Source organism: Spirosoma litoris, from assembly GCF_054776755.1.
Genome location: NZ_BAAHBI010000007.1, coordinates 15,783 through 38,167, shown reverse-complemented (window position 1 = coordinate 38,167; position 22,385 = coordinate 15,783). Strand labels below are relative to the sequence as shown.

Genomic DNA, 22,385 nt, shown 5'->3' with positions numbered 1-22,385 from the left:
ATCTGAATAATATTTTCGTGTTCATGTGGAAGACAAGCGCCCGCTACATGGGATAAAGTGCAGATAGGACAGTAATTGGAGTCGTTTATGACTAACGAACGTATATATACGTAAGTGAGTTAAGACGGTTTTAAGTCTTGGATTTGCGTCAGATGGTGTAAACTAACCCGACTAACGCCGACTGATCAGGAGCCAATGTGAAGTTGATTGTTGTCCAGAAAATCGTATAAATCCGCCATCGCGAGCGAGCCATTTACCAGAACCTGTAAGTCCAGTAATTCATCGAAGGTAAAGACAAACACCTTGCCAGTAGACCCAGGTGGGCTAAGCGTCAATTGGTTCGCTAGTAATCGATCATTGCATCATATTGGTGTCGACTGGCCGATGTGTTCTACGAATCGATAGAATCAACCGCGCGGGCGAACCCGAGAATCTACTTTGGTAAAGCACTAGTTCATGAGATTTAAGGCTAAAATGCGTTCGGCTTCCAGAACTGGAGCTACTTCGGTGAGTAGTTCGCAGAACAGGTCCAGTTCGTCTTCGGTGAATAAGAGAAAATAATTAGGCATGGGTGTGGTCAGCAGTAACTCCTTCCCATGCGTAGTGCAGAATGGTTGCATATCGAGCCGGTCGTGCATGATTTCGGCAAACGATGCAAACTGGTCGAGTGTCAGGCAGAAGAGGGAATTTTGAAAGGCCACGTTAACGGTACGGCAAGACGCGCAAATACCCACATAACCCAATTCATTCTGTACAATTGTGCGAAACTGATGATGATGCGCCATAACAATAGTATGCGTGATTGATCTGTGGGTCCTTTTCTTAATTTACATGATTATAGGCTCTGGATAAGCTCGTCACCAACAGCGCTGCGGTACTAAGTAAATTTCGCAGTTCCAGAAATTCGGAGTGGGTCAGTGAACCCAATAAGGCCATGATCAGCGCCGTGTATGGGGTTTCCTTTGTCAGTTGCCTGGCGTGGGCCAAACTCTGATTCAAATCAACACTTAATACGGAGTTATGCAGAAAATGGAATTGTTCGGCGGTCAGGAGCCGATGCAAAGAGCCAAACGTAAACGCATATTGAAATTCAGCATCCGTATGCAGTATGATTTCTCCCTGCTGGGTGCGCGCTACGGATAAGGGGCATTTTATCTGGTTATTCATGAGTATCCTTGTTTTGTGCCTGAGCGGGCGGCCGATGTTTTTGCGAGTAAGTTCTGAACAACGACCGCCACGCTTAGGGCTTGGTACACTTAATTGAGTATGAGTAAAGAACTAAGTGGTACTTAATTCATTGATTTTGTCAACATAGTACCAGGTAGTAACCATTGACGTAATTGTCTTGATGTAAGGCAAACCTAATTATTATTTATATTCATTCCAAATAGTTGAATTTATTATTTAGATTTTTTCTAAATAAATGCGTTCCCAGATGAAGAGCATAATGAATAGGAGAGGTTTGGTAAAGGATTATGATATTATTTTGCTATATATAATACATGTGTAGTCTATAAGCATTAATTTTGCTCCAGAAATACCTGCTGAGCAGAACCAACAAATCAACTGAAATTTTGCCTATAAGCTCAATATGCTGTTAGTTTAGATTTCTATTCAATTATGTATAAGGAGTTTATAGTTACTATTCAATTAATACACCTGATTTTTTTACAGCCATGGCCTCTAAAAAGAAACAGTTAATCCGCGTTGTCTTTGATGTACTTGACGAGATGAAACAGAATATCCGTTCGGATGAAGATTTGGCGGTTACAGCTACTGACCCCGACGAAGCCATTGATTGGGTATATGCAGAAATGCAGCGGCAGTTTAATCGTTCGGATATTCGATTGTCGAGAGTGCGAATTTGTGCCTGATATACAGGTGTGTATCAGGAGTAAATGATGTACATTTTCCATAATACAGAGCTTGTAATTATAGAAGCAGTAACCCGTAAGATCAGCTGACGTATATGCCTAATCGTTGATGGCAGATTAATGGTTTATGGGGACAATTTACGGAGAATCTGTTCCAGATAGGGTTACAGCTTTAGTCTGCGGATGGACTAAAAACAGAAGCAAAGCATCTGCTTAACCCAAACGTATTTCATTTGAAATATAGAATTACAACCGCTTTCCCTGAAAGTTTACTTTTAGTAAATGTGTTATCTTTGTACGATCACCCAATAGCCTTTAGGAATTAAAGGACTGTTGTCAGTCAGGAGGACGACCTCCCCCATAGTGGGAACTGATTCGGGACGGCCCGGCCATTTAAAACGGTCAACGCCATGTCTTGGATTTATTTAGTTTTCGCAGGTCTCTTAGAGGTTGTTTGGGCCTATTTCATGAAACAGTCGGTGGGTTTCACCCGACTTGTTCCCTCATTAATTACGGGTGTTGCTCTGGTCGCTAGCTTTAGCTTGCTGGCTCTCGCTATGCGTACCCTACCTCTTGGTACAGCCTACACAATTTGGACGGGTATTGGGGCTATAGGCGCCTTTATTGTTGGTATTATCTGGTTTCAGGAGCCTGTTACGACTGCCCGTTTGGTTGCTGCTTTGTTGATCATAGCAGGCCTTCTATTTATGAAATTCGCATCGGTCTAAAAATTCCCATAGCCTGATGAAAAAAGTATTGCAGTAGGATGCTAGTATTTTAGGTTTATAGATGAGGTGTATCAGCTAGCGTAATTAATCGATCGTAAACGAACAATTTACTATGCCGAGCAATCGAAGGTATTATCTCTTGTGTCTCTGTTTGAGTCTTTCCTGGGCTATTCATGCGCAGGAAAGGCCAGATTTTTATCGTAAGCCCGTTAAACAAGGCAATGGGTTTATGCTCAGAGCAGGTTTAACATACACCATTCCAACGGTTACTACTTACTATGTCAATAGTAGTATTCCGACCTCTATTCTTTGGGGAGTTAGGCCTAAAACGGGCTTTTATGTGGGAGGAAGCTATTATACAGATTTAGCCACGAATCGATTGAGTCTACGATTAGATGGCACATTGCAGCAAAAAAGTACCAAAACAGTCAACCCGTATAATTCGTACTCGGCCACCATGAGCTACTACTATGCAGGGTTTGCTCCACTGATTGGTTTGCAATTGGCCGGACCGTTGACAATCTACACGGGGCCTGAAGTTAACCTGATGATCATCAATAAAAATGCCTGGGGGAAAGTAACCCCATTAGACATTGGGCCAACCGTAAAATGTGTCTACTCCTTTCAGAAAATCAAAGCAGAAATTAGCTATTCCAGAGGGTTTGTTCAGTATGATCATTTAGATATTAACCTGCCTGGTGGACCCACTAAGCATGATTTTTATAATCAGACCTTACAGGCAGGACTAATCTATCTATTAAACATCTGATAAGATCGATGATACGTCTCCACATCTTCTGTTTGCTTGTTTCGCTGCCAGCTTTCTGCCAGGTAAGAGTAATTGATCAATTTGATTCAACTGGTTCAATTGCCCCATCGCCATTTTCAACAAAAACTCACTTGCTAAAGGCCGGAGTAGGCTTGCCTCTGTTCAGGCAAAGCTCTGTTAGTCCAGCGTGGAAGGTAATTGGACTCGATGCCTCTTATGAAAAAATTATATGGTCAGGGCTGGTCGTTTCGGCCGGTCTTGAAACCAACTATGGTTTCGGGCCTGGTTCCCAATTGTTTACAGTTGAGATGCCCCTCGCTTTAAAATATTACCTGCCTATTTGGAAGAAAAAGCAACTGGCTAGTAACAAATCTATTTTTTTCAATCCATACATCGCCTTCCAAACCCAAAACGTGCTTTTCGCGAATCTGCGAGCCAATGCTGAATCTGCCTGGGGGATAGTAGCGAGTACCTATTATCGGGGGCAATTTTTAAAGCAGCGAACCAATATTGGCATTATTAACGAAGGGTTTAACTTGCTCCAGTTTGGCTATTGTACGGTTGGTGGGCAGTTTAGAGTGTCGACAACTAACTACCTTGATCTGAATGTAGTTGTTCCAATATCTGCCTTGACGTTCCACAAATCGGAATATGCCTTGTACATGCCCGCTTACGTTACCCTTAAATATGGTGTATTTTGGTAGTAGGTAGTTCACCCCTGGAGATACCCAACTGGAAATGATATGATACTTCCTAAAATTCGGGATAAACGGTTTATTACGATTCGTCGTGGGGGCACGTTGACAGACGAAGACCATCACCTATTGGCGATTTGGGCAGCTCAATGCGCTCAACATGTGTTGCCCTATTTCGATGCTGTAAGGCCTGATGATGATCGACCAAGACGTGCTCTTGAACTAACGCAGGCATGGGTGGATGGAGAAATTACGATGAAACAGGCGCATATGGCCGCATTTGTGGCTAACGCAGCTGCCAAAGAAGTATCGGGAGCTGCGAAACTAGCCGCTTTATCGGCCGGACAGGCCGTGGCCGTAGCCCATGTGGCAGCCCACGAATTGGGCGCTGCTGCCTACGCCATAAGAGCGGTTATGGCAGCCGCGCCCGACGATAAAAAAGAGTTAGCTAGAGCGCAGGAATGTCAATGGCAACGAGATCAACTTCCCGAAAGCATTCGGGATCTTGTCATTGATGATCAACGGTTGCGGAATGAACTCTGTTGGTTTGCTTTTACCTGATTCTGTTCAAACTAAGTAGATTTTTTGTCATTCCGACGATAGGAAGAATCTCAAAATCCCCCAAAAGTCAAGCTTGAGATTCCTCCTATCGTCGGAATGACAAAGTCAGGTATTTTTAGCCAAAATAGGAAAACTTAACTAGGATACTTGTTAACGTACAGCCTTCCTAATCTGAAGTCAATAACTTATTCTTCGTCTTCCTCAACATGCCCATGAATGTAGCCGCCGGGCAGTTCTTCCTGATCGTCTAACGGCGTATTTCCGGGTTCATGCTGTTCTTCCTGATGTTGAGCAGGCTTGCTGTCGGCAGACGAGCTTCCTCCTTGATTTGCTTCGTTTCCTGGCGAATAGAATCTAACGGTCTTCATAGCTGTTTCGTTTTTGTGCGAATTACTTTCTAGAAACTAATGAACGAAGTGAAGGTTTAAAAAAAAATAAAGATATGTCTGTACAAAATCGTGATACCCTGGACTACTTCAGCAGACTTGAATAGCTACAACTATGTTACCGTTCATAAAGCAACACCAGGGATTTGAGCCGCCTGAAGAACTGCGGGATGCCATCCAGGATTTTTGGTACGCCAGAATTGACCTCAGCGAACAACAATCCAGTTTTGATGTATTGCCCGATGGCTATGCTGAGCTAATATTTCATTTCGGAAGCCCCTGCAGTATTGATACCAGCGTAGGTTTGCAGCCATTGCCCTCGCCGTTTATGATGGGCCTGCTTAATCAACCGGTTCGACTACACGCAGAAAAGGAGTTCGAGTGTATTGGTATTAAGTGTTATCCCTGGACGGTGTTCGATTTGCTCGGACTACCTTCTAAAAAAGTTGGTTTACAGACTTTTGAACATCCGATTGCCCGCCTTCAAAGTTCCTTAAATGAGCTGGTTACGATGGGTAAAATAGAGGAGGCTATAAATCAGATAAAGCACTATTTTCTGAAAGTAAGGATGGGAATTGCCACAGATAGTATGCTCTATAAAGCCGGCATGGCGATGCGACAGGCAAACGGAACGATGCCGGTAAGTGGAGTCGCGACGGCGGCCCATGCAACAGTGCGTACGCTGGAACGGCGATTCAAGCAATCGTCGGGCTATTCGGTTAAAGATGTGTCTGCGCTGATGCGTTTTGAGCAGGTACGAGATCAACTATGGCTTGACCCACAGACCAAACTGGCGGGCCTCGCGCATGAGGTCGGCTATTCGGATCAGGCCCACTTAAGCCGGGAGTTTAAACGGTATAGTGGCACTTCACCAGCCGTATTTGCCCGAGAAGCGAAGACGCATAAACAAGCGCTAGAGGCCAATTTTGTCGCGTTTATTCAAGACTAGCATAGCGCTATTCCAGAATTTTGTCCAAAAAACGGGATAGAAAATGGAATCATTAACCGAAAAAAAAGTGCTCGTTTCGGGGGCAAGTTTTGCTGGCCTTTCAACCGCTTACTGGATGAACAAGTTAGGCTACAAAGTGACTGTTGTTGAGGTAGCCAATGGGCTTAAACTGGGTGGAACGCCGGTTAATATAGAAGGAAATACCGTCGACATTGTTAAGCGGATGGGCATTTTCGAGCAAATTCAGGCCCATCGACTGGTTATGGAAATGCTGGAATTTAAAAATGATGATGATGTTACGGAGGGGAAAATCAGCATCAGAAATGAAGGCGAAGAACTGCCAACCGAGGATTGTGAAATTGAGCGAGACACATTACTCCACCTATTAGTTGACCGTATCAAGAACGATGTCGACTTCATTTTCAATAACAGCATTACAGCCCTAACCGAAACAAACGATGCGATTGACGTCAGCTTTAAAGATGGCACACAACAGACGTTCGATTTAGTGTTTGGTTGCGACGGCATCCATTCAGCTGTGCGAAGGCTTTGGTTTGGAAACGAAGCGGATTACTTACATTTCCTGGGTCAATACTTTTCTATTACCATCGTAAACAAATTGCTGATCAGAGAAAATACTACCCAATTCTACAATGTACCCGACAAGGCGGTCATGCTGAATGGGTACAACCAGAAGACCGATATCGTTTTTTGCTTTCGTTCAGACAAAGAAATTCCGTACGACTATCGGGATGAAGCCCAACAGCGGAAAATTATTTTGGATCAGTTTGAGGGGGAAAGCTGGCGAATTGCAGAGTTATTGGAGGAAGTGAAAAATTCACCAACGTTTTACTTCGATAAACTTTGTCAGGTGAGAATGCCATCCTGGACAAAAGGTAGAGTAGCATTAGTGGGGGATGCCGGTTATTGTGCGTCGCCAGCTGCCGGAAAAGGAGGGTCACTGGCTATAGATGGCGCTGCCGCTTTAGGGGATGCTTTTCAAAAGCACGGCGAAGATTTTGAATTAGCCTTTCAGGAATACAACAGAAGTTTACGCCCCTATATCGAGGAAGTTCAGGAAAATGTAGTACGAATAGGCCTAGACACACTTGTGCCAAGAACCGAAGAAGCTATTCGCATTAGAAACACCCAAACGACGTCTTTTTAGGACAATAGAACGCTGATTTTTATGGTTAGTGATGATTCTAAGCTTATGATATCCGTACCCGGCTGTATCGGCGTGTTTTGCGGGGATGTCTGGGTTTACTTATGGCACCATCAGGTCGGATACAACGCACACCCGTAACCGTTGATGTAACGACGATGCCGGGAAGCCAGAAACAAGCCTGGTGGTTTGATCCCCGAACTAGCAAGGCGTCCATACTACGCTGAACGGGCTTTTCATAAACGCGGTAAAAGCCGTACCACGGTTTTTATCGCGTTTATGAAAGTCTTACAATGATTAGATGTCAACTCGATTTAGTGAATAATTTGACCCAGTAAATCGACCACTTCGTCGATTTCATCGAGCGTATTAAAGTAGTGTGGAGAAAGCCGGATCAACCAATCGACTCCCTTCCGCTGAAAATCAATTACTGCCGAGTTGGAATACTGGATAGTGAAGACGACTCGCTCACGGCGGAGAGCGGTCTCAAGCTCCGTCACCGATTTACGGACCGTATGAAAGGTCAGAATGTTACTTTGCTGCGTGCCCCAATCTAGCAATACCAACCCATCAATCTGTTCCAAACCCATTCGGAGTCGCTGCATGAGTTGCTGGTTTTGCTGGACAATTGCTTCCAGACCTACCTGATTTGTATACCGAACGGCTTCGGCCAAACCGACGCTAAGTAGGGAAATCTCCTGTGGCTCAAATCGACGGGCACTTGTTTGCAAGGTATACGAATCTGGTCCGGTCCAGTTAGCCGCCCGGCGGTCGATATATAGTGGGGCTAGCCCCGATTCCAGCGCCTTATCCGATACATACAAAAAGCCCGTATTGCGGGGACCGCGCAAAAACTTACGGCCAGTCGCTACCAGAAAATCGGCCTGAAGGCGGTTCACATCGAGCGGCAGTTGCCCCACCGATTGAGCTACATCGAGCAGATACCAGACGCCATATTGCCGACAAAGTTTACCCATTTCTTCGGCAGGGAGCACCAATCCTGAGTTCGTGGGTATGTGCGTAATGGCTACCAGTGCCGGATGGTATTTTCGGATCAATTCCTCGGCATGCGTTAGATCCAGGTCACCGTTGGGAAGATCATTGATCCGTATAAGCCGAATGCCTAATCGCTGCTGCATGGACAGAAACGCTAACTGGTTTGACACATAGTCGTTTGAGGTCGTCAGAATTGTATCGCCTGGGCAAAAGGAAATGGCCGATAGTACCTGAAAATAGGCATCGGTTGCACTATAGGCATACCCAATGTTATGCGGTTGGGTATGCAGCAACTGAGCTGTTTCGGCGTACAATCGACCTATCTGCCCCATTCGTAACCGTTCGACTTCGTAACCGCCCACCTGAGTTTCCTGTTGGAGATAGTCCATCATGGCAGCCACGATAGGTTGAGGCATTAACGAAGCGCCGGCACTGTTCATAAACAGGTTGTCTTGGCAACCCGGCGTATCGGCCCGGAGTTGAGCTACATCGAGATAAGGAGTCGTTTGGATTTGCATGGCGCAAAACAAAGGAACTAATCTGTACGGAAACAGATACACTTTTTACGATAAGAGGCCATACAGTTTACTTTCTTGAAGATTTATCCGCGCACACAAACTGTACGGTTCATTTTGATGAAATCTGTATGATAATGCGTACAGATTCGACAACTACATTTGCTCGACCATGCAAAACCTCTCTACTCAGCCCGACAATGACGTTATCGACTCCTAAGTATCAGCAGATTGCTCGCCAGCTTGGCGACACGTTGCGGTTTGGCGTGCTAAATGGGGGCGATAAACTGCCGTCTGTTCGTACACTCAGCCAGGAACTTGGGGTTAGCATTAATACTGTTCAACAGGCATATTATTGTCTGGAAGCAGAGGGGTTAGTAGAAGCAAGGCCCCAATCGGGCTACTACGTCCGCACACTCGGCAAGCGGATTGATGATGTGCCGCGCCGGTCTGAACCGCAGGCATTGGTCCGGCAAACCAGTCTGTCCGATCATGAACCAATGCTCACCAGGCTCATGCGGCAACAACGGGAGCCCGGCTGGCTTCCGTTCTCCCTGAGCGTGCCCGATCCACCGTTATTGCCTGTCGAGAAGTTAGGAAAGGCTTTTCTGCAGGCCCAGCGTGAGCTTCCACACGGCGGCATCGAATATGATCTGATAGCCGGAAATGTAGCCCTGCGTCGGCAGATTGCTCGGTATTCCCTATTCTGGGGCAGTCAGCTTACCGACGAGGAACTGATTACGACTGAGGGCTGTACGGCTGCGCTGACTCTTTGTCTGAAAACCGTTACCCAACCCGGCGATACCGTTGCGGTTGAAAGCCCTATTTATTTCGGTATTCTTCAGACGATTCTGTCTCTGGGTTTGAAGGTTCTCGAACTCCCCACCGATGCGCTTGCAGGTATCGATCTGGATGTATTAGAAGTTCATTTACAGGCTGGACGAGTACAAGCCTGCTTACTGGTCCCCAACTTTAGTAATCCACTCGGTTTCTGTATGCCCATTGCCAGCAAGCAACAGCTCGTGAAACTGATGGAAACGTACCAGATTCCCCTCATCGAAGATGACCTCTATGGTGATCTACATTTCGCACCTGATCGTCCGCAACCTTGTAAGGTATTTGATCGGCAGGGTTTCGTTTTATGGTGCGGCTCTGTGAGTAAAACACTGGCTCCTGGCTATCGGGTGGGCTGGGTAGCACCCGGACGTTATTACGACAAACTCCTTCAAATCAAGCGGTATCAAGCTGGTTTTTCGCCGGGTATAACCCATCAGGCAGTGGCCAACTTTCTGGCCAACGATCGCTATGAGCTACACCTACGCCGACTTCGGCAAGTTTTGAAAAGCAATTGCCAACGGTACCAGCAAGCCATTCGTACCCACTTCCCGCCGGGCACACGCATCAGCGAACCGCAGGGCGGATTTACCCTATGGGTTGAGGTCGATGAGCGGGTGAATACACTGGAACTGGTAGATCAGTTGGCTCCGGACAAAATCAGTATTATGCCGGGCAGTTTATTCAGTCTTCAGCCGCAGTACAACAACTGCATGCGACTCAGTTATGGCCTTCCCTTCGACGAACGTGTGGCGTGGGGATTGCAAACAATCGGGCAACTTATTCATCAACAATTACGCACATGATTCGTCGACTTTGGCCATCAAATTCTTTCATTGTTGGATTCGTCGTATTTCTGCTGCTCGGGTGGAGCGAGTTTGCGCAAGCAACCGATGCGGTACGCGAGCAGTATCAGAAAGTGGAGTATCGAGTTCCGATGCGTGACGGGGTTTCACTCTACACGGCTGTTTACCTACCACATGATGCCTCTCCAACCAAGCGGTACCCTTTCCTGATGCAGCGGACCTGCTTTGGTTCCCTGCCTTATGGTCCTGATCAGTACAAAGCCGCTTTGGGGCCTTCGCCTACACTCCAGGCAGATGGCTACATCTTTGTCTATCAGGATGTACGAGGTCGCTGGGCTTCTGAAGGACGTTGGACCAATATGACTCCAATTGTCAGTGATCGTAAAAAAACAGCAACTGTTACCGACGAAAGTACCGATACCTACGATACCATTGACTGGCTTCTCAAACATGTGCGTTTTCATAATGGACGGGTTGGATTGTGGGGCATGAGCTATGCCGGTTTTTACGCGATGGCCGGTTCGATCAACGCCCATCCGGCCCTGAAAGCCACATCACCACAAGCGCCCATCGCCGATTTTTTTCGGGAAGACATTCATCACAACGGTGCATTTACCCAGCTTTCTTTACTGGCATATCCATTATTTGGGGATCGTCCATCGGGGCCAACCACAAAGCCCTGGTTTATGAATGACTGGATTCAAACGGGCACCCATACGGAATTTGCCTGGCATATGGGCTTGGGACCACTGGCAAATGCGCAACGATATTTAGGCAATAATACGTTCTGGCAGCAAACAGTGGCGCATCCTAATTATGATGCTTTCTGGCAAGAACGGAATATACTGCCTCATCTGAAAAACGTTAAGCCTGCCGTTCTGGTCGTAGGTGGCTGGTTCGATGCTGAAAATTTGTACGGTCCACTCAGTATCTACAAAACGCTTAAACAGCACAGTCCAGGCGCATGGCCAATGCTGGTGATGGGCCCGTTTGGTCACCGGGGCTGGTCGGAAGAGAGGGGCCATACCCTGCACAACGATTTGTATTTTGGTGATAGTCTGGCTACGTACTACCAACGCCAGCTGGAAGCGCCGTTCTTTCATCATTACCTGAAAGGCGCTGGTGATGGGAAAACGGGCCTTCCTAAAATCTGCCTGTTCGATACCGGACTGAAAACCTGGCGTACTTTTTCAAACTGGCCCGCAAGCCCCGCTCACGCTCAGCGTTGGTATTTAACTTCAAATGGTCAGTTAAGCAAGCAGGCGGACAACCCCTCCGGTTTTCGGGAGTATATCAGCGACCCGGCCCAACCGGTACCATTTATCGAAACAACCCTGATGACTGAACCCGATTTTAGTACGTTGTTTAACTATATGTCGGCCGATCAGCGATTTGTCAGTAAACGAGCCGATGTACTTAGTTTTCAAACGGCCCCATTATCCGAAAACAGCACAGTTGGTGGGGCAATCACCGTTCGGTTGAAGGTGAGCACGACAGCGGCCGATGCCGATTTTGTGGTCAAACTCATCGATGTCTACCCACCCGACGAGCCGAATCATCCGTACTTGCCAAACCCCAAAACGCAGTTAGCTAATTATCAGCAGTTGGTTCGGGCGGACGTTCTGCGTGGGCGATTTCGTAAGAGTTTTCAGAAACCAGCGCCCTTTATTCCGAATCAGATTACGGAAGTGAGCTTTCAACTTCAGGATGTATTGCACACCTTTAAAAAAGGTCATCGAATGATGGTGCAGGTACAAAGCAGCTGGTTTCCACTAATCGACCGAAACCCGCAGACGTTCGTTTCAACTATCTATAAAGCCAGTGAAGCCGACTTTACGTCTGCCCGTCATCGAGTTTATAGTGATTCCGCAATTGAGATGACCATCTTGCCCTGAACCAACCGAACTATTCGATTATACCTTTATTCGTATCACCATGCAAACCCCAATCTATATTATTGGAATTGGTGCCATTGGCATGACTCTGGCCGTTTTATTGAAGCACGCGGGTAAAAACGTGACGCTTATACGCGGTCGTTCCAATCAGCCATTGACCGATGAAGACGCCAGTGTTACAGTTGACTGTAGCGATGGTAACTCATTTTTGGAAAGCATCCCGATTCGACTACTTGACCAGCTCGATTCATTGGACGGAATCGTGCTGTTGACCACTAAAACGTATGGTAATCAGGAATTAGCCCAGCGACTTTTGGGAAAGACGGGCCAGTCACCGCTGGTTTTACTGCAAAATGGGTTAGGTATTGAAGAACCATTTCTGGAAGCTGGTTTCCCTGCGGTTTACCGATGTGTGCTGCTGGCAACCAGTCAGGTAAGCGGACCGTATACAGTTCTCTATAAACCCGTAGCGGCATCCCCGATTGGCGTCATGCGCGGACATGAATCCAGACTGGCAAATCTGGTTGAACAACTTGATACCAGTCAATTTCCGTTTCGGGTTGAGCAGGCCATTCAACAGACTGTCTGGGAAAAAGTGATTACCAATTGTGTTTTCAACGCCATCTGTCCGCTGCTCGGGATCGACAATGGTCTTTTTCATCGGAATACGTCAGCATTGGCTTTAGCGCGGGAGGTCATCGGCGAATGTATTGCCGTTGCGAACGAAGTGGGTATTCGCTTAAATCAGCAAGACGTCGAGAATCGGTTGATACAAATTAGTCAACGATCTGACGGACAACTCATTTCTACGCTGGTCGATATTCTACACGACCGTCCAACCGAAATAGATTCCCTGAATCTGGCAGTAGCTCGTCTGGCCACCCAATTGGGAAAACCAGAATTGGCAACTCGCACTCGATTACTGGGAGAACTGGTCCAGTTACGGTCGGCAGTCAGTCCAGTTGTCTAACTTCCAGGTGGATAAAGAGAAATTTATTAGGGTTGAATAGCCTGAGCTGTTTTTCGACAGGATTACGGGATTAAACAGGATTCCTAGCCCCAAAAATCCTGTTTAATCCTATAGGACTTTCGCCCGGAGCGGTACCACGATACAATTGGCCTGCCTAGATAAGGCCTTCTTCTTCCAGACGGGCGAAAATTTATGGTTTCAAACGAGAATGATGGTTTTCGTTTTCAGTTTACCTCATCTCAAAAAATGGAGCGTAATTTGAGAAAATACCTAGTGTTTTGACAAACTAGTGCTTTGACAAAATAGATTCTACCTGTTTCTATCGATTCTCGGGGCCGCCCGCGCGGTCGATTCTAGTATACTGATAATCAGAATCTATAGGATCCAAAGAATCTATAGAAGCTAAATGGGATGAGCACTAGTAAGCTATTTAGTGCTCAGCTCGCATCGATGGCCGAGTTGAAGGCGAGAAGTGGGTGAAGTAGTATGGGTAATCCAAGGCTTACTTTACGTAAAGTAGAACATCTATGGGTTTAGCTGGTAAATGGATTGCTCTTGTCTGCTCAAACAGGCCTATTGGCTAGCTTTTGCCTATAACTCACGTACACAAACAGTAAGCCGAATTGACAACAAGTTAAGGCTATATCCACAGGGTCAAGGGCAAAAAAATCCGGTTCACTCGTTGGCTGGCCAGCGGACTCGACTACATACCCAAAAATAAAGTTGTTTATAAAATGAACCCCACTGACAAAGCCAAGATTTTCTCGTTCCAGAACGATCAACGAGAGCAGGCAACCGAACAAACTCGCTAGTAGGCAATCACTCAGGCCGTTTTGAAGGTGAAGAAGGCCAAACACACAGGAAGGGATGACCACTAAGAACGAAGTACGCTTCAGCACCAGCGAGGCACTTTGTAAGAGATAGCCTCGAAAAATAACCTCTTCGGTGAAGGACTGAATAAAAATAGCACTGGCCGCTATGGGTAAGCTATAGAGCCATGATACAGTAAGCGAGCCAGTTAAAGCACCCTGTTTAGTAATCAATGTGCCGCTCAATACCAATAGTCCCCAAACCAGAAGCCCTTCCAGGAATTGTCCTACCGGCTTTTGGTGGGTGTAGAGTAAAGTGGTGAATGTTCGTTGATGAATCCGGTTTATCCCCCAGGCTATTCCGGTCAATACAATCAGGAATTGTAGGCCTTCACCCGCCAAATCGAGGATAGGTTGCCGCCTATCAGGGTTGATCGAATTCTCCTCATAGGTTGCATCGACTAGCCAAGGCAAGCCAACAAAGGCCAGTAGAAACAGGCTAGTAAGCAGACCAAAAAACAGTAAAAATCGCCACCCTTCGAATTTGCCCTTTTGCACCTGGAGGAGAAATGTATTTTGGCTTTGTGGGTTCATTAGACGTTTTTATTCAGGATTGGGCGGTCCATCCAATAGATTGAGCCGGAAGTTAAGGACAAAAAACGCCTTTCACTACCCCCCCAAAAAACGGAGCTTTATCCATAAGCTTCTCTCGTCTCAACTGGGAGCGTTTATGTGAGAATAAGTACTTGTGGCTTCATAATAGATGACGTCAGATTTTCATGTATGCCCTAACCACGGTGCTTGGCTTTCCAGCGTTCATACTTGCCTCGTAATAACTCGACGGCATTCAGCCCCCCACGCTTTTGACCAAAAAACTCCAGAAATAAACTGGATTTGTTGGACCGATCAGTTGGGCTAGCTAGGCGGATGAATGCACAGCTCGCTCGCTGCTCTCCGCACCGTTTATCCCCACCAGCCGCCGAGCCTGCCTCTAAGGCTAGCATAAGCATTTCGGCCATCGGTAGCTCCTGGGCCTGAGCTTTTACTACCGCCTGCATGATAGTCGATAATACATCTTGATTGGCTAATGTGTTACCCTGGATGGAAATACCCGTCGCGGTTAAACTCCCACCAGCAGGATTCGTAGCTCTTCCGGTATAGGTACTTGGCTGGGCTAGCTGTTGTAGCGTAACCACAGCGTACTGTTGCTCTTCAGGACTGAAAGCGGGATCTTGCAAGGCTTGGATAATCTCCTGAGGTGAATAACCAGCCTGAATCATCTGGGCTCCTTGCCGTCGGGCATCGGCATTACTCATGGCTTGGACAATGATGGCACCCTGACCAGGAATGATTTTACCGATACCACTACAGTTGTAGGTACAGGAAGCACCAGCAATGCCGATTTCACCTGTTTTAGGATTAATGAGGATGATCGACCAGGTAGCCCATGAATACGTTGGTGCTAGAATAAACGACAAACAGAGGAGAATGTATTTCATAAAAAATCATACTGATTACTCTTCACAGATGCAATTTATGGGCAACAAGTTGTCTATGTGAATTGCAATAAGACTTGTTCCTTATAGCGCATTCAAGATACGTGCATAAACGTTGTTCGTTGATTTTATATCATAACTTTTACTGGCGTCATTGTTTACATTGATTGTTATGTTCGATACACTGCCTGAGCTGGCTGTTGTGCGCGTAAGGGTAACGCCGATGATCGACCGGGCCGCAGCCCCGATAAATGTGCCGGGGTTTATGGTCAAACTCAGCTGGCGGCCATTCAGATTATTACTAATGTGCCACTGACTATTATCCACGGCAACAGGTTCACTAGTTCCTCCGGACACATTGATACTAGTCGACTCAGGAGCAAAAGATAGGGTATAGCCAACAGGAGCAGTCAACGTAATGGTGATATTACCCGATGAAGTAGGTAGCCAGCCAACCTCATAAATGGTTACAATAAAATCTTTGCTGCTGTTGCCAGCCGGAAAATTGGCATCGGGCAGACTAATAGTTGCCGTCAAATCCGGCCCATTAGTAGCCGTAACGCTCACTATCTTCGCCTGACTACAGGCTCCCTGACTAATCAATACGGTAAACGCCTGCGGACCAGCTGACAGTAGGGTAGTCGATACTACAGCGTTGGTGGCCGGGCCAGTAAACGTAACGCCGGAAGGGGCTAGCCACTGGTAGGTTGTGCCTCCCGTAGCACTTAAACTCAAGAGCTGCCCTACATTGATGGTCGTCGCACTGGGCTGGGCAGTTACTGTCAGCTGGCAAGGTGCCGCATTGACGGTGATGGTAAACGTAGTAGAGGCCGTCAAGCCCTGTGGATCGGTAGCCGTAACGGTGACAGTGCTGACACCATTAGCCAATGGCGATCCACTAATGGCCCTGGATTGCGGATCGAAGGTCAGGCCATTGGTAGGATTAATGGTAGCCGAATAGCCTAGCAAGCCCGGCGTTTGGGCATCCGTAAATGCATTGACTGTGTACGAAAAAGTCTGTCCTGTTGTAGCCGTTTGGTTTACATTGATGGTGGCTACTGGAGCCGTGTTAACGCCTGAACAACTGCCAACCCCAGTTGTACAAAAACTAGTAAAATCGCCCCCACCCGGCAGGTTTGTATTCCCGCTTACGTCTACGTTTTTCCCACAAAGATTCCACAACGTCGGTTCAAAACAGCCACTTAATTGATTGTTTTTCAGGGTTAACGTCTGAAGCTTTGTGAGTAAACCCAGCCCTGCCGGAATGCTCCCGGTAAGCTGATGGCCAGATAAATCCAGATAGGTAAGGTTGGTTAGCGCCGACAAACTTCCGGGAATTGTTCCTGTAAGGCCCCCCGTGCTGGCAATTACCAGATTGATGTAGGTCAACTTCGTCAAACCATTCCCAAAATCAGGCAATGTCCCTTCGAAAACATTACCCGAAAGATCGAGTCGCTGCAACTCGGTGAGTGAAGTAAAGCTGGCCGGAAAGCGAACATACATCCAATTGGCTGGTAGCGCCAGCTCTACAACCCGTCCTGCCTCATTACAACTGACGCCATACCAGTTACAGGGACAGCCTGATAGCCAATTGGTTTTGGTTTTCCAGGCACCGTTGCCCGACATCTGAAAAAAGTCGGCCAGCGCGGTTGAATCCAGTTTTGCGCTGGTGCAGGACTGCGCTACCAGGATCGTGAATGCGGAGGTTGCCGTCGTGCCGTCTGCCGTTCGTGCCGTAACGATCACCTGACTTGTCCCCGTTACCAATGGGCTTCCTGATATAACCTGTGTGGCTGGATCAAACGTAAAACCATTGGCAGGATTGATGCTGGCCGAATACGTTATTGATAAGGGTGATGAATTAGTCGACAATGGACTAGCAGTATATGAAAAGGCTGTACCGACGTACGCCGTCTGGTTCGCATTGGGTGCGAATTCATGGCAGGCTGGTAGTTTGTGAGTGGAGAAATCAAAAAGGAGGTCTATCGTACTGACATATTGACCATAAATGCCCAGATTCCCCTCTAAATAAATAGCTCGGTCAAAGTCCATAAAACGCGCGAGGCTAGCAGGTAGGCAGCCACTTAACTGATTATTACTCAGTCGAACAAATCCGAGATTTGGCAAGGCAAGCAATTCATCCTGAATCGGGCCACTCAGCGAATTCACGGCCATTTCCAATCGCTGTAAATGAGTTAACGCCGATAAGCTGGCCGGTATCGTTCCCGTCATGTTATTCTCACTGAGCAACAGGGCTGTAACATGGCCATCGCCATCGCAGTTGACGCCTTCCCAGCCACAAGGGCCACAATTACTCGTAACCCAATAATTATGTCGCGTCCATTGCGCGCCGTTGGTTGAGTTATAAAGATCAATCAGGGCCTGTGTTTCGGCGGGGTCAGGTTGAGGGGCAGCTTCACTGCCAGCGCCTGTTGCACAAAACGCACTAAAATTACCCCCATTAGCTATATTGTTCCCATCAAGTAAAACCGTTTTGCCACATAAGGCTGACAGACTAACCGGGAAGCAACCGACTAGTTTATTATTTCTTAGGTCTAATTCCGCTACCCTTGACAATAGGCCCAGCCCAGCCGGGATATAACCGCTGAATTGGTTATTAGGCAAGTACAAACGTTGAATATTTTTTAGCGCTACAATCGGCCCCGACAGGCCATCGGTTAGCTGGTTATTACCCAGGCTCAGCAACGTTAGACTTGTCGGCAGCGTTGGAATAGCACCTGTCAATTTACAGGTCGATAAATTAAGGTATTGTAAGTTCGTTAATGCTGACAGACTGGCTGGGATCGAAACACTGAAGGAATTTTGGCTTAAATCGACATATTGCAGGCTAGTTACGGAGGCTAGATTCGTAAGAATAGAGCTAGTCAACTTTACTGATTCTGTTAAATAAGAACTACGACTAATATCAAGATATTCTAGCTTGGGCGGCAGCGGAGCCTCCGTAAGGTTAAGTTTAAATAGCTTCATTTCCAGATGCTTAATGCTTGGCATCAGGGCTAGCAACTTCATATTGTCCACACTAGCGAATCCCGTGTTATTAAGCAGTACTGTTGTTAAATTCGTCAGAGCTGTCAGGCTGACGGGTAATTTTGTGCCCCCAACGGAAGACAAATTTGAAAAATTAAGCTCCCGTAATTCACTAAGAGCCGAAAAGCTGTTAGGAATAGCAGCCTGTAATTGTATGGGTAGAGTTGTGCTGCTTAAATCCAGTTTAATTACCCGTCCTTGCTCATTACAGGTGACTCCTTCCCAACTACAGGGCGTACAGCCGCTTCCCCAGCCATTGGCATACCAATCGTACGGAAATCCTGTTGAGTAGGCAAAATCATTTAGTGCCAGTAAGTCCGGGGTCGATGCGGTTTCGGTGGCGGTCAGGCTTACCGATGCCGTAGGCATGCAGGTTACCCCATTGGTGACGGTTACCGAGTAAAGGCCACTCTGATTGGCAGACGTCAGTTGTAGCGTGGGTTGTCCATCGGTTGTTGAAAAACTCATAGGTCCCTGCCAACGATACGAATCTCCGGGGGTGACCGTCAAACTGATCGTACTACCTACGCAGCTTTCGGGTAGCGTGGCTCCTGCCGTAATCACATCGCTCCCCATTCGATTAGCACAAAACGCCTGAAAGTTTCCTCCTCCGGGCAGGTTTGGGTTGGCCGCTAAATCAACACTTTTCCCGCATAAAGCGGAATAACTATTGGGAACACAGCCACTTAGCCCATTGCTGTACAGAACAAGCCGTTGCAGCGTGCTGCTGTTACCGAATTCCGCTGGGAGATTACCCGTCAGTTGATTCCCCGTTAGGTCAAGGGAAGTCAAATTCGGCAGTGTTGCTATAGAGGTTGGAATGCCGCCCGTTAGCTGATTCATCGATAAATCCACCATTTTGAGGCTCGTCATAGCACCCATATTGGCGGGGATACTGCCTGTTAGCTTGTTGGAACCAAGCAATAGTGTTTGCAGGTTCGAGAGCACCGTCAAACTAGCCGGAATAGTACCTGTCAGTTTGTTGCTCCCCAAGTTTAACGATTTCAATTGGGTTAACGCACTCAGACTTTCCGGAATACTCCCCGACAGGTTAGCGTTCTGCATAAAAACCGCCGTCAAACTGGTCAGATTGCCCAAACTGGCGGGCAGAGTACCACTCGTGTTGTTTTTCGCGAAGGTTATCGAACTCACCCGTCCACTGCCATCACAACCAATCCCGTACCAGGTACAGGGGTTGCAATTCGTAACCCAGTTGGTATTCGTGTTCCAGTTAGGTCCATTAGTCGCATTATATAAGTCAACGAGAGGGGCATAATCTGGATGCGGATTTGGGCAGGTAACCAGAAGCTGGTTGTTTGTCGATGCGGTCTTGACTACCGCCCCAATTACCGGTTCGCTGTATAACTCCTGCCTGATCGTTGGCTGAGCAAGCAGCTGATTCACATTGTCAGCGTCGCGATGCCATGTGCTATAAGTCGCTTGCGCCAACGTGTGCTGATGATATAGTACAGTTAGTAGGAGTGCTGCTAGTTTGACTAAAAAAAGAGTAAACGTGTGCTTCATAATGTTGATTGATAAATGGTTAGGAAGGTTTATTCAGAACAGGCACTGCCGACGAATCGGGTAGCTGATGGAGCTGTTGGTCAAGCTGTTGTACCTGCTTCGCGTAGTAGAGCCAGACCCCACCTATGAGAAGGCCCGCAACCAGCACTAAAAGCGTTACCATGAGCCACCAGCGACGTTGACTGGCATCCGCAAATGAGGAATAGGACAAAGGCATCCGTGACCAATTGGGTAGAACAGTTGGTCGCTGCAAAACAGAAAAAGAGTGAAGTGAATCGCTAATTTTGCCCGTGGACAAAGCGTGGACAAGCCATAGAAAAGTACACAATCAACTCATTGTGTGTTAGTTGTCGGGAGTACTACAGGTTTTTGAGGAGACTTTCCAGGGTAGTGTCTGGGTGTAGTTGTTCGAGTTTTTTACGAAGCCGGTATCGCGATTTTCGAACACTTTCCTGCGCCATACCTAGCATAAAGGCCATGTCTTTACTCGGTATACCCAGCTTCGACAACGCCAGCAGGCGAATTTCGGCGGGGGTGAGGTCGGTATAGTTTTGCTGTAGATTCTGAAAGAAACCGGGGTACACCTGCTCGAACAAGTGCTTGAACTGTTGCCAGTCCACTTCGGTCAGAATCACCCGTTGCAGCATCGTTTCCATTGGGGCCGGGGTAAGTAACGTCCGTTGGGTTGATGTAGTCGCTGCGTCGGTTGCCTGGGTCAGATCGGTCGATAACTTCTCAATGAGTTCATTCTTCTCTTGTAAATGACTCATGTATTGATCCAACTGCGTGGTTGCGTGCGCTAGCAGATCGTCGGCACGCTTTTGCTGCTCGGCCTGAATCTGTTTCTCCCGCTGGCGTTTTAGCCGATTCTGATTGAGTGCGTAAATCCCTGCAACCGTGAGTAAAACCAAGGCCACAAGAATGATATTACGTATCAGAATAGCATTTGCCTTTTCGGTTTCCAACTGATCGAGACGGTTCACATACCGTTCTGCATTCAGCTTAATGGTTGAGTTGGTGACCACTTTACTGGTAAAAACGGCCCGTAACGAATCTTTTAACAATTGGGTTGAGTCCAGATACAGCGTTGCTTTCGGATAGTTGTGTACTTTTTTATAATACAGCGCCTGAACCTGATAATAGGTGAGGGGGTAATTGGCCCAGTATTTATTGGGAGTAATAATTTGTGTTGACAGATCAATGTAGGCTTTGGCCTTTGCCGTGCTATCCAGCGATAAGAACGCATCTGCCAGGTATAGTGCCGTAACGGACGATAACTCTGACGCTTCCTTCATAGAATGAGTATAGCCTGTGTACAAGTAAGGCAAGGCTTGTCGAGGTTGCTGTTGTAACAGTAAATTATGCCCCAGCCCACTCGAAGCAATCCCTACATAGGTCGAATCGCCATACGATCGTGATCGGGCAATAACCCGACGAAACAGGGCTTCGGCCTTGGCATACGCTTTCTGGCGCTGATAAACCATGGCCGTGTTGTTGTAAGTGGCCACTTCATCCCGCCTGGTCAGAAACGGATAGCGAAACGCTATCTCCATATATTGGAGAAACGTTTCGTAATCTTCAAAGGCATAATAGCGACTTCCAAAATTGGTTAAGTATTTATTGATCTCGGGAATGTTCTGATAACCAATTCGCTCGAACTCATGCTGCGCCCTGAGTAGCCACCGAAATCCCTTGTCAAACTCACGCTCTCCAAAGTAATACATGCCGCGCATATGCCAGTACGAAGCCTTAACAACCGGCACCGGACATTGGTCCATATGGGCTTCGGCTTCGTCGAGTACCGTCGAAAATTTACCCGTAAAGTCAACCAGATTATGTCGAAACAGGATTTTTTGCAAATCGGCGTACCAATATAAACGCTCATCGTCCTGCTGGTTGGCGAAGTCCTGTAGTCGATCCAATTGAGCAAAAATGCGGGTAGTATCCTTAGCGGTATAGTGTGGCCCTTCCCAAATATCTTTCCAGACCGGATGCTGCCAAAGCTTAAAAATGCGCTGATCGGTCTTGTATCGAAAAAGAGAATCAATTTGCGATAGGGCAGGAGCTGCTTTCAGGAAGAAGATGACCAAAAGAAACGTAAGTTGGCGCCCCCTAAAGTCTTTCATACGCGTTCGAAGTCTGGCAAATTCTATTTGTCTATCCGATCGACTCCCTCTGTGATCGGTTTAGGATTGTCTATTTTGTATACAATTTACAAGTCAGTTAAATTAGTTTTTGTCTATTATGAAGATAAGGTAAATTTTTGTTGCGCGATTTTTATCAGAAAACGCCTTTGTTAACCTATTTGGGTTGGGTAGTTGTGCGCCTGGATTTGTTTTGTCTTGAAAGCCGTAATCGGGCTTAG

General features: G+C 47.0%; 21 protein-coding genes. 11 read left to right on the top strand and 10 right to left on the bottom strand.

All coding sequences use genetic code 11. The annotated features are described in order from the left end of the window. Window positions 1-185 precede the first annotated feature (185 nt). From ACYVGR_RS03995 to ACYVGR_RS03985, 3 genes are all read right to left on the bottom strand, one after another. Window positions 186-335 (bottom strand): hypothetical protein, encoded by a 150-nt coding sequence (locus ACYVGR_RS03995; RefSeq protein WP_460953988.1) that lies wholly within the window; start codon window positions 333-335, stop codon window positions 186-188. A gap of 114 nt (window positions 336-449) precedes the next feature. After that, complete coding sequence (locus tag ACYVGR_RS03990) at window positions 450-785, bottom strand: DUF6686 family protein (RefSeq protein WP_460953987.1); 336 nt, start codon at window positions 783-785, stop codon at window positions 450-452. A gap of 37 nt (window positions 786-822) precedes the next feature. After that, window positions 823-1,167: a hypothetical protein gene (locus ACYVGR_RS03985; protein ID WP_460953986.1), complete on the bottom strand. Its 345-nt coding sequence runs from the start codon at window positions 1,165-1,167 to the stop codon at window positions 823-825. 509 nt (window positions 1,168-1,676) lie between these two features. On the opposite strand from ACYVGR_RS03985, the gene ACYVGR_RS03980 reads away from it, so the two are divergent. The 5 genes from ACYVGR_RS03980 (at window position 1,677) to ACYVGR_RS03960 (ending at window position 4,627) form a co-directional block, all read left to right on the top strand. Then, on the top strand, window positions 1,677-1,874 hold the full coding sequence (locus ACYVGR_RS03980; protein ID WP_182461966.1) for a hypothetical protein: 198 nt from the start codon (window positions 1,677-1,679) through the stop codon (window positions 1,872-1,874). Window positions 1,875-2,284: 410 nt separating this feature from the next. Further along, window positions 2,285-2,602: a DMT family transporter gene (locus tag ACYVGR_RS03975; protein WP_460953985.1), complete on the top strand. Its 318-nt coding sequence runs from the start codon at window positions 2,285-2,287 to the stop codon at window positions 2,600-2,602. A gap of 112 nt (window positions 2,603-2,714) precedes the next feature. Beyond that, window positions 2,715-3,371: a hypothetical protein gene (locus ACYVGR_RS03970; RefSeq protein ID WP_460953984.1), complete on the top strand. Its 657-nt coding sequence runs from the start codon at window positions 2,715-2,717 to the stop codon at window positions 3,369-3,371. Window positions 3,372-3,379: 8 nt separating this feature from the next. After that, window positions 3,380-4,075: a hypothetical protein gene (locus ACYVGR_RS03965; protein WP_460953983.1), complete on the top strand. Its 696-nt coding sequence runs from the start codon at window positions 3,380-3,382 to the stop codon at window positions 4,073-4,075. Between the two features lie 39 nt (window positions 4,076-4,114). Further along, complete coding sequence (locus tag ACYVGR_RS03960; protein ID WP_460953982.1) at window positions 4,115-4,627, top strand: putative immunity protein; 513 nt, start codon at window positions 4,115-4,117, stop codon at window positions 4,625-4,627. Window positions 4,628-4,812: 185 nt separating this feature from the next. Here the strand turns inward: ACYVGR_RS03960 and ACYVGR_RS03955 are convergent, their stop codons facing one another. Continuing rightward, window positions 4,813-4,995 (bottom strand): hypothetical protein, encoded by a 183-nt coding sequence (locus tag ACYVGR_RS03955; RefSeq protein WP_460953981.1) that lies wholly within the window; start codon window positions 4,993-4,995, stop codon window positions 4,813-4,815. Between the two features lie 133 nt (window positions 4,996-5,128). Between ACYVGR_RS03955 and ACYVGR_RS03950 the strand changes: the two genes are divergently transcribed. The 3 genes from ACYVGR_RS03950 to ACYVGR_RS03940 all read left to right on the top strand — a co-directional run bounded on the left by ACYVGR_RS03950 (window position 5,129) and on the right by ACYVGR_RS03940 (window position 7,354). Then, window positions 5,129-5,962 (top strand): AraC family transcriptional regulator, encoded by an 834-nt coding sequence (locus tag ACYVGR_RS03950; RefSeq protein ID WP_460953980.1) that lies wholly within the window; start codon window positions 5,129-5,131, stop codon window positions 5,960-5,962. Between the two features lie 43 nt (window positions 5,963-6,005). After that, on the top strand, window positions 6,006-7,130 hold the full coding sequence (locus tag ACYVGR_RS03945; RefSeq protein ID WP_460953979.1) for an FAD-dependent monooxygenase: 1,125 nt from the start codon (window positions 6,006-6,008) through the stop codon (window positions 7,128-7,130). A 101-nt stretch (window positions 7,131-7,231) separates the two neighbouring features. Next, window positions 7,232-7,354: a putative collagen-binding domain-containing protein gene (locus ACYVGR_RS03940; protein ID WP_460953978.1), complete on the top strand. Its 123-nt coding sequence runs from the start codon at window positions 7,232-7,234 to the stop codon at window positions 7,352-7,354. A gap of 87 nt (window positions 7,355-7,441) precedes the next feature. Here ACYVGR_RS03940 and ACYVGR_RS03935 read toward each other — a convergent pair whose 3' ends face one another. Continuing rightward, entirely contained in the window at window positions 7,442-8,641 is a 1,200-nt protein-coding gene (locus tag ACYVGR_RS03935; protein WP_460953977.1) for an aminotransferase class V-fold PLP-dependent enzyme, read from the bottom strand. Window positions 8,642-8,838: 197 nt separating this feature from the next. Between ACYVGR_RS03935 and ACYVGR_RS03930 the strand changes: the two genes are divergently transcribed. Genes ACYVGR_RS03930 through ACYVGR_RS03920 form a run of 3 tightly spaced genes read left to right on the top strand, consistent with a single transcriptional unit; the run spans window position 8,839 to window position 13,143 of the window. Continuing rightward, complete coding sequence (locus tag ACYVGR_RS03930) at window positions 8,839-10,278, top strand: aminotransferase-like domain-containing protein (RefSeq protein ID WP_460953976.1); 1,440 nt, start codon at window positions 8,839-8,841, stop codon at window positions 10,276-10,278. After that, window positions 10,275-12,173, top strand: a complete 1,899-nt coding sequence (locus ACYVGR_RS03925) for a CocE/NonD family hydrolase (protein ID WP_460953975.1) — start codon at window positions 10,275-10,277, stop codon at window positions 12,171-12,173. Before ACYVGR_RS03930 ends, ACYVGR_RS03925 begins: the two co-directional genes overlap by 4 nt. Window positions 12,174-12,213: 40 nt before the next feature. Then, a complete protein-coding gene (locus tag ACYVGR_RS03920) occupies window positions 12,214-13,143 on the top strand; it encodes a ketopantoate reductase family protein (protein ID WP_460953974.1) in 930 nt (309 codons plus the stop codon). A gap of 563 nt (window positions 13,144-13,706) precedes the next feature. On the opposite strand, the gene ACYVGR_RS03915 is transcribed toward ACYVGR_RS03920, so the two are convergent. The 5 genes from ACYVGR_RS03915 to ACYVGR_RS03895 all read right to left on the bottom strand — a co-directional run bounded on the left by ACYVGR_RS03915 (window position 13,707) and on the right by ACYVGR_RS03895 (window position 22,146). Further along, window positions 13,707-14,546 carry a CPBP family intramembrane glutamic endopeptidase gene (locus ACYVGR_RS03915; protein WP_460953973.1) on the bottom strand — a complete coding sequence of 280 codons (840 nt, stop codon included), beginning with the start codon at window positions 14,544-14,546 and terminating at the stop codon, window positions 13,707-13,709. Window positions 14,547-14,740: 194 nt separating this feature from the next. Beyond that, a complete protein-coding gene (locus ACYVGR_RS03910) occupies window positions 14,741-15,451 on the bottom strand; it encodes a DUF1028 domain-containing protein (RefSeq protein ID WP_460953972.1) in 711 nt (236 codons plus the stop codon). Between the two features lie 81 nt (window positions 15,452-15,532). Then, window positions 15,533-20,020, bottom strand: a complete 4,488-nt coding sequence (locus ACYVGR_RS03905; protein WP_460953971.1) for a putative Ig domain-containing protein — start codon at window positions 20,018-20,020, stop codon at window positions 15,533-15,535. 19 nt (window positions 20,021-20,039) lie between these two features. Next, window positions 20,040-20,273: a hypothetical protein gene (locus tag ACYVGR_RS03900; RefSeq protein WP_460953970.1), complete on the bottom strand. Its 234-nt coding sequence runs from the start codon at window positions 20,271-20,273 to the stop codon at window positions 20,040-20,042. A 106-nt stretch (window positions 20,274-20,379) separates the two neighbouring features. Beyond that, window positions 20,380-22,146, bottom strand: a complete 1,767-nt coding sequence (locus ACYVGR_RS03895; protein ID WP_460953969.1) for a tetratricopeptide repeat protein — start codon at window positions 22,144-22,146, stop codon at window positions 20,380-20,382. Between the last annotated feature and the right edge of the window lie 239 nt (window positions 22,147-22,385).

Bases quoted from the DNA above. Each gene is read 5' to 3' on its own strand.
- ACYVGR_RS03990 (WP_460953987.1), bottom strand. From the start codon at position 785: ATGGCGCATCATCATCAGTTTCGCACAATTGTACAGAATGAATTGGGT.
- ACYVGR_RS03985 (WP_460953986.1), bottom strand. From the start codon at position 1,167: ATGAATAACCAGATAAAATGCCCCTTATCCGTAGCGCGCACCCAGCAG.
- ACYVGR_RS03980 (WP_182461966.1), top strand. From the start codon at position 1,677: ATGGCCTCTAAAAAGAAACAGTTAATCCGCGTTGTCTTTGATGTACTT.
- ACYVGR_RS03975 (WP_460953985.1), top strand. From the start codon at position 2,285: ATGTCTTGGATTTATTTAGTTTTCGCAGGTCTCTTAGAGGTTGTTTGG.
- ACYVGR_RS03970 (WP_460953984.1), top strand. From the start codon at position 2,715: ATGCCGAGCAATCGAAGGTATTATCTCTTGTGTCTCTGTTTGAGTCTT.
- ACYVGR_RS03965 (WP_460953983.1), top strand. From the start codon at position 3,380: ATGATACGTCTCCACATCTTCTGTTTGCTTGTTTCGCTGCCAGCTTTC.
- ACYVGR_RS03960 (WP_460953982.1), top strand. From the start codon at position 4,115: ATGATACTTCCTAAAATTCGGGATAAACGGTTTATTACGATTCGTCGT.
- ACYVGR_RS03955 (WP_460953981.1), bottom strand. From the start codon at position 4,995: ATGAAGACCGTTAGATTCTATTCGCCAGGAAACGAAGCAAATCAAGGA.
- ACYVGR_RS03950 (WP_460953980.1), top strand. From the start codon at position 5,129: ATGTTACCGTTCATAAAGCAACACCAGGGATTTGAGCCGCCTGAAGAA.
- ACYVGR_RS03945 (WP_460953979.1), top strand. From the start codon at position 6,006: ATGGAATCATTAACCGAAAAAAAAGTGCTCGTTTCGGGGGCAAGTTTT.
- ACYVGR_RS03940 (WP_460953978.1), top strand. From the start codon at position 7,232: ATGGCACCATCAGGTCGGATACAACGCACACCCGTAACCGTTGATGTA.
- ACYVGR_RS03935 (WP_460953977.1), bottom strand. From the start codon at position 8,641: ATGCAAATCCAAACGACTCCTTATCTCGATGTAGCTCAACTCCGGGCC.
- ACYVGR_RS03930 (WP_460953976.1), top strand. From the start codon at position 8,839: ATGACGTTATCGACTCCTAAGTATCAGCAGATTGCTCGCCAGCTTGGC.
- ACYVGR_RS03925 (WP_460953975.1), top strand. From the start codon at position 10,275: ATGATTCGTCGACTTTGGCCATCAAATTCTTTCATTGTTGGATTCGTC.
- ACYVGR_RS03920 (WP_460953974.1), top strand. From the start codon at position 12,214: ATGCAAACCCCAATCTATATTATTGGAATTGGTGCCATTGGCATGACT.
- ACYVGR_RS03915 (WP_460953973.1), bottom strand. From the start codon at position 14,546: ATGAACCCACAAAGCCAAAATACATTTCTCCTCCAGGTGCAAAAGGGC.
- ACYVGR_RS03910 (WP_460953972.1), bottom strand. From the start codon at position 15,451: ATGAAATACATTCTCCTCTGTTTGTCGTTTATTCTAGCACCAACGTAT.
- ACYVGR_RS03905 (WP_460953971.1), bottom strand. From the start codon at position 20,020: ATGAAGCACACGTTTACTCTTTTTTTAGTCAAACTAGCAGCACTCCTA.
- ACYVGR_RS03895 (WP_460953969.1), bottom strand. From the start codon at position 22,146: ATGAAAGACTTTAGGGGGCGCCAACTTACGTTTCTTTTGGTCATCTTC.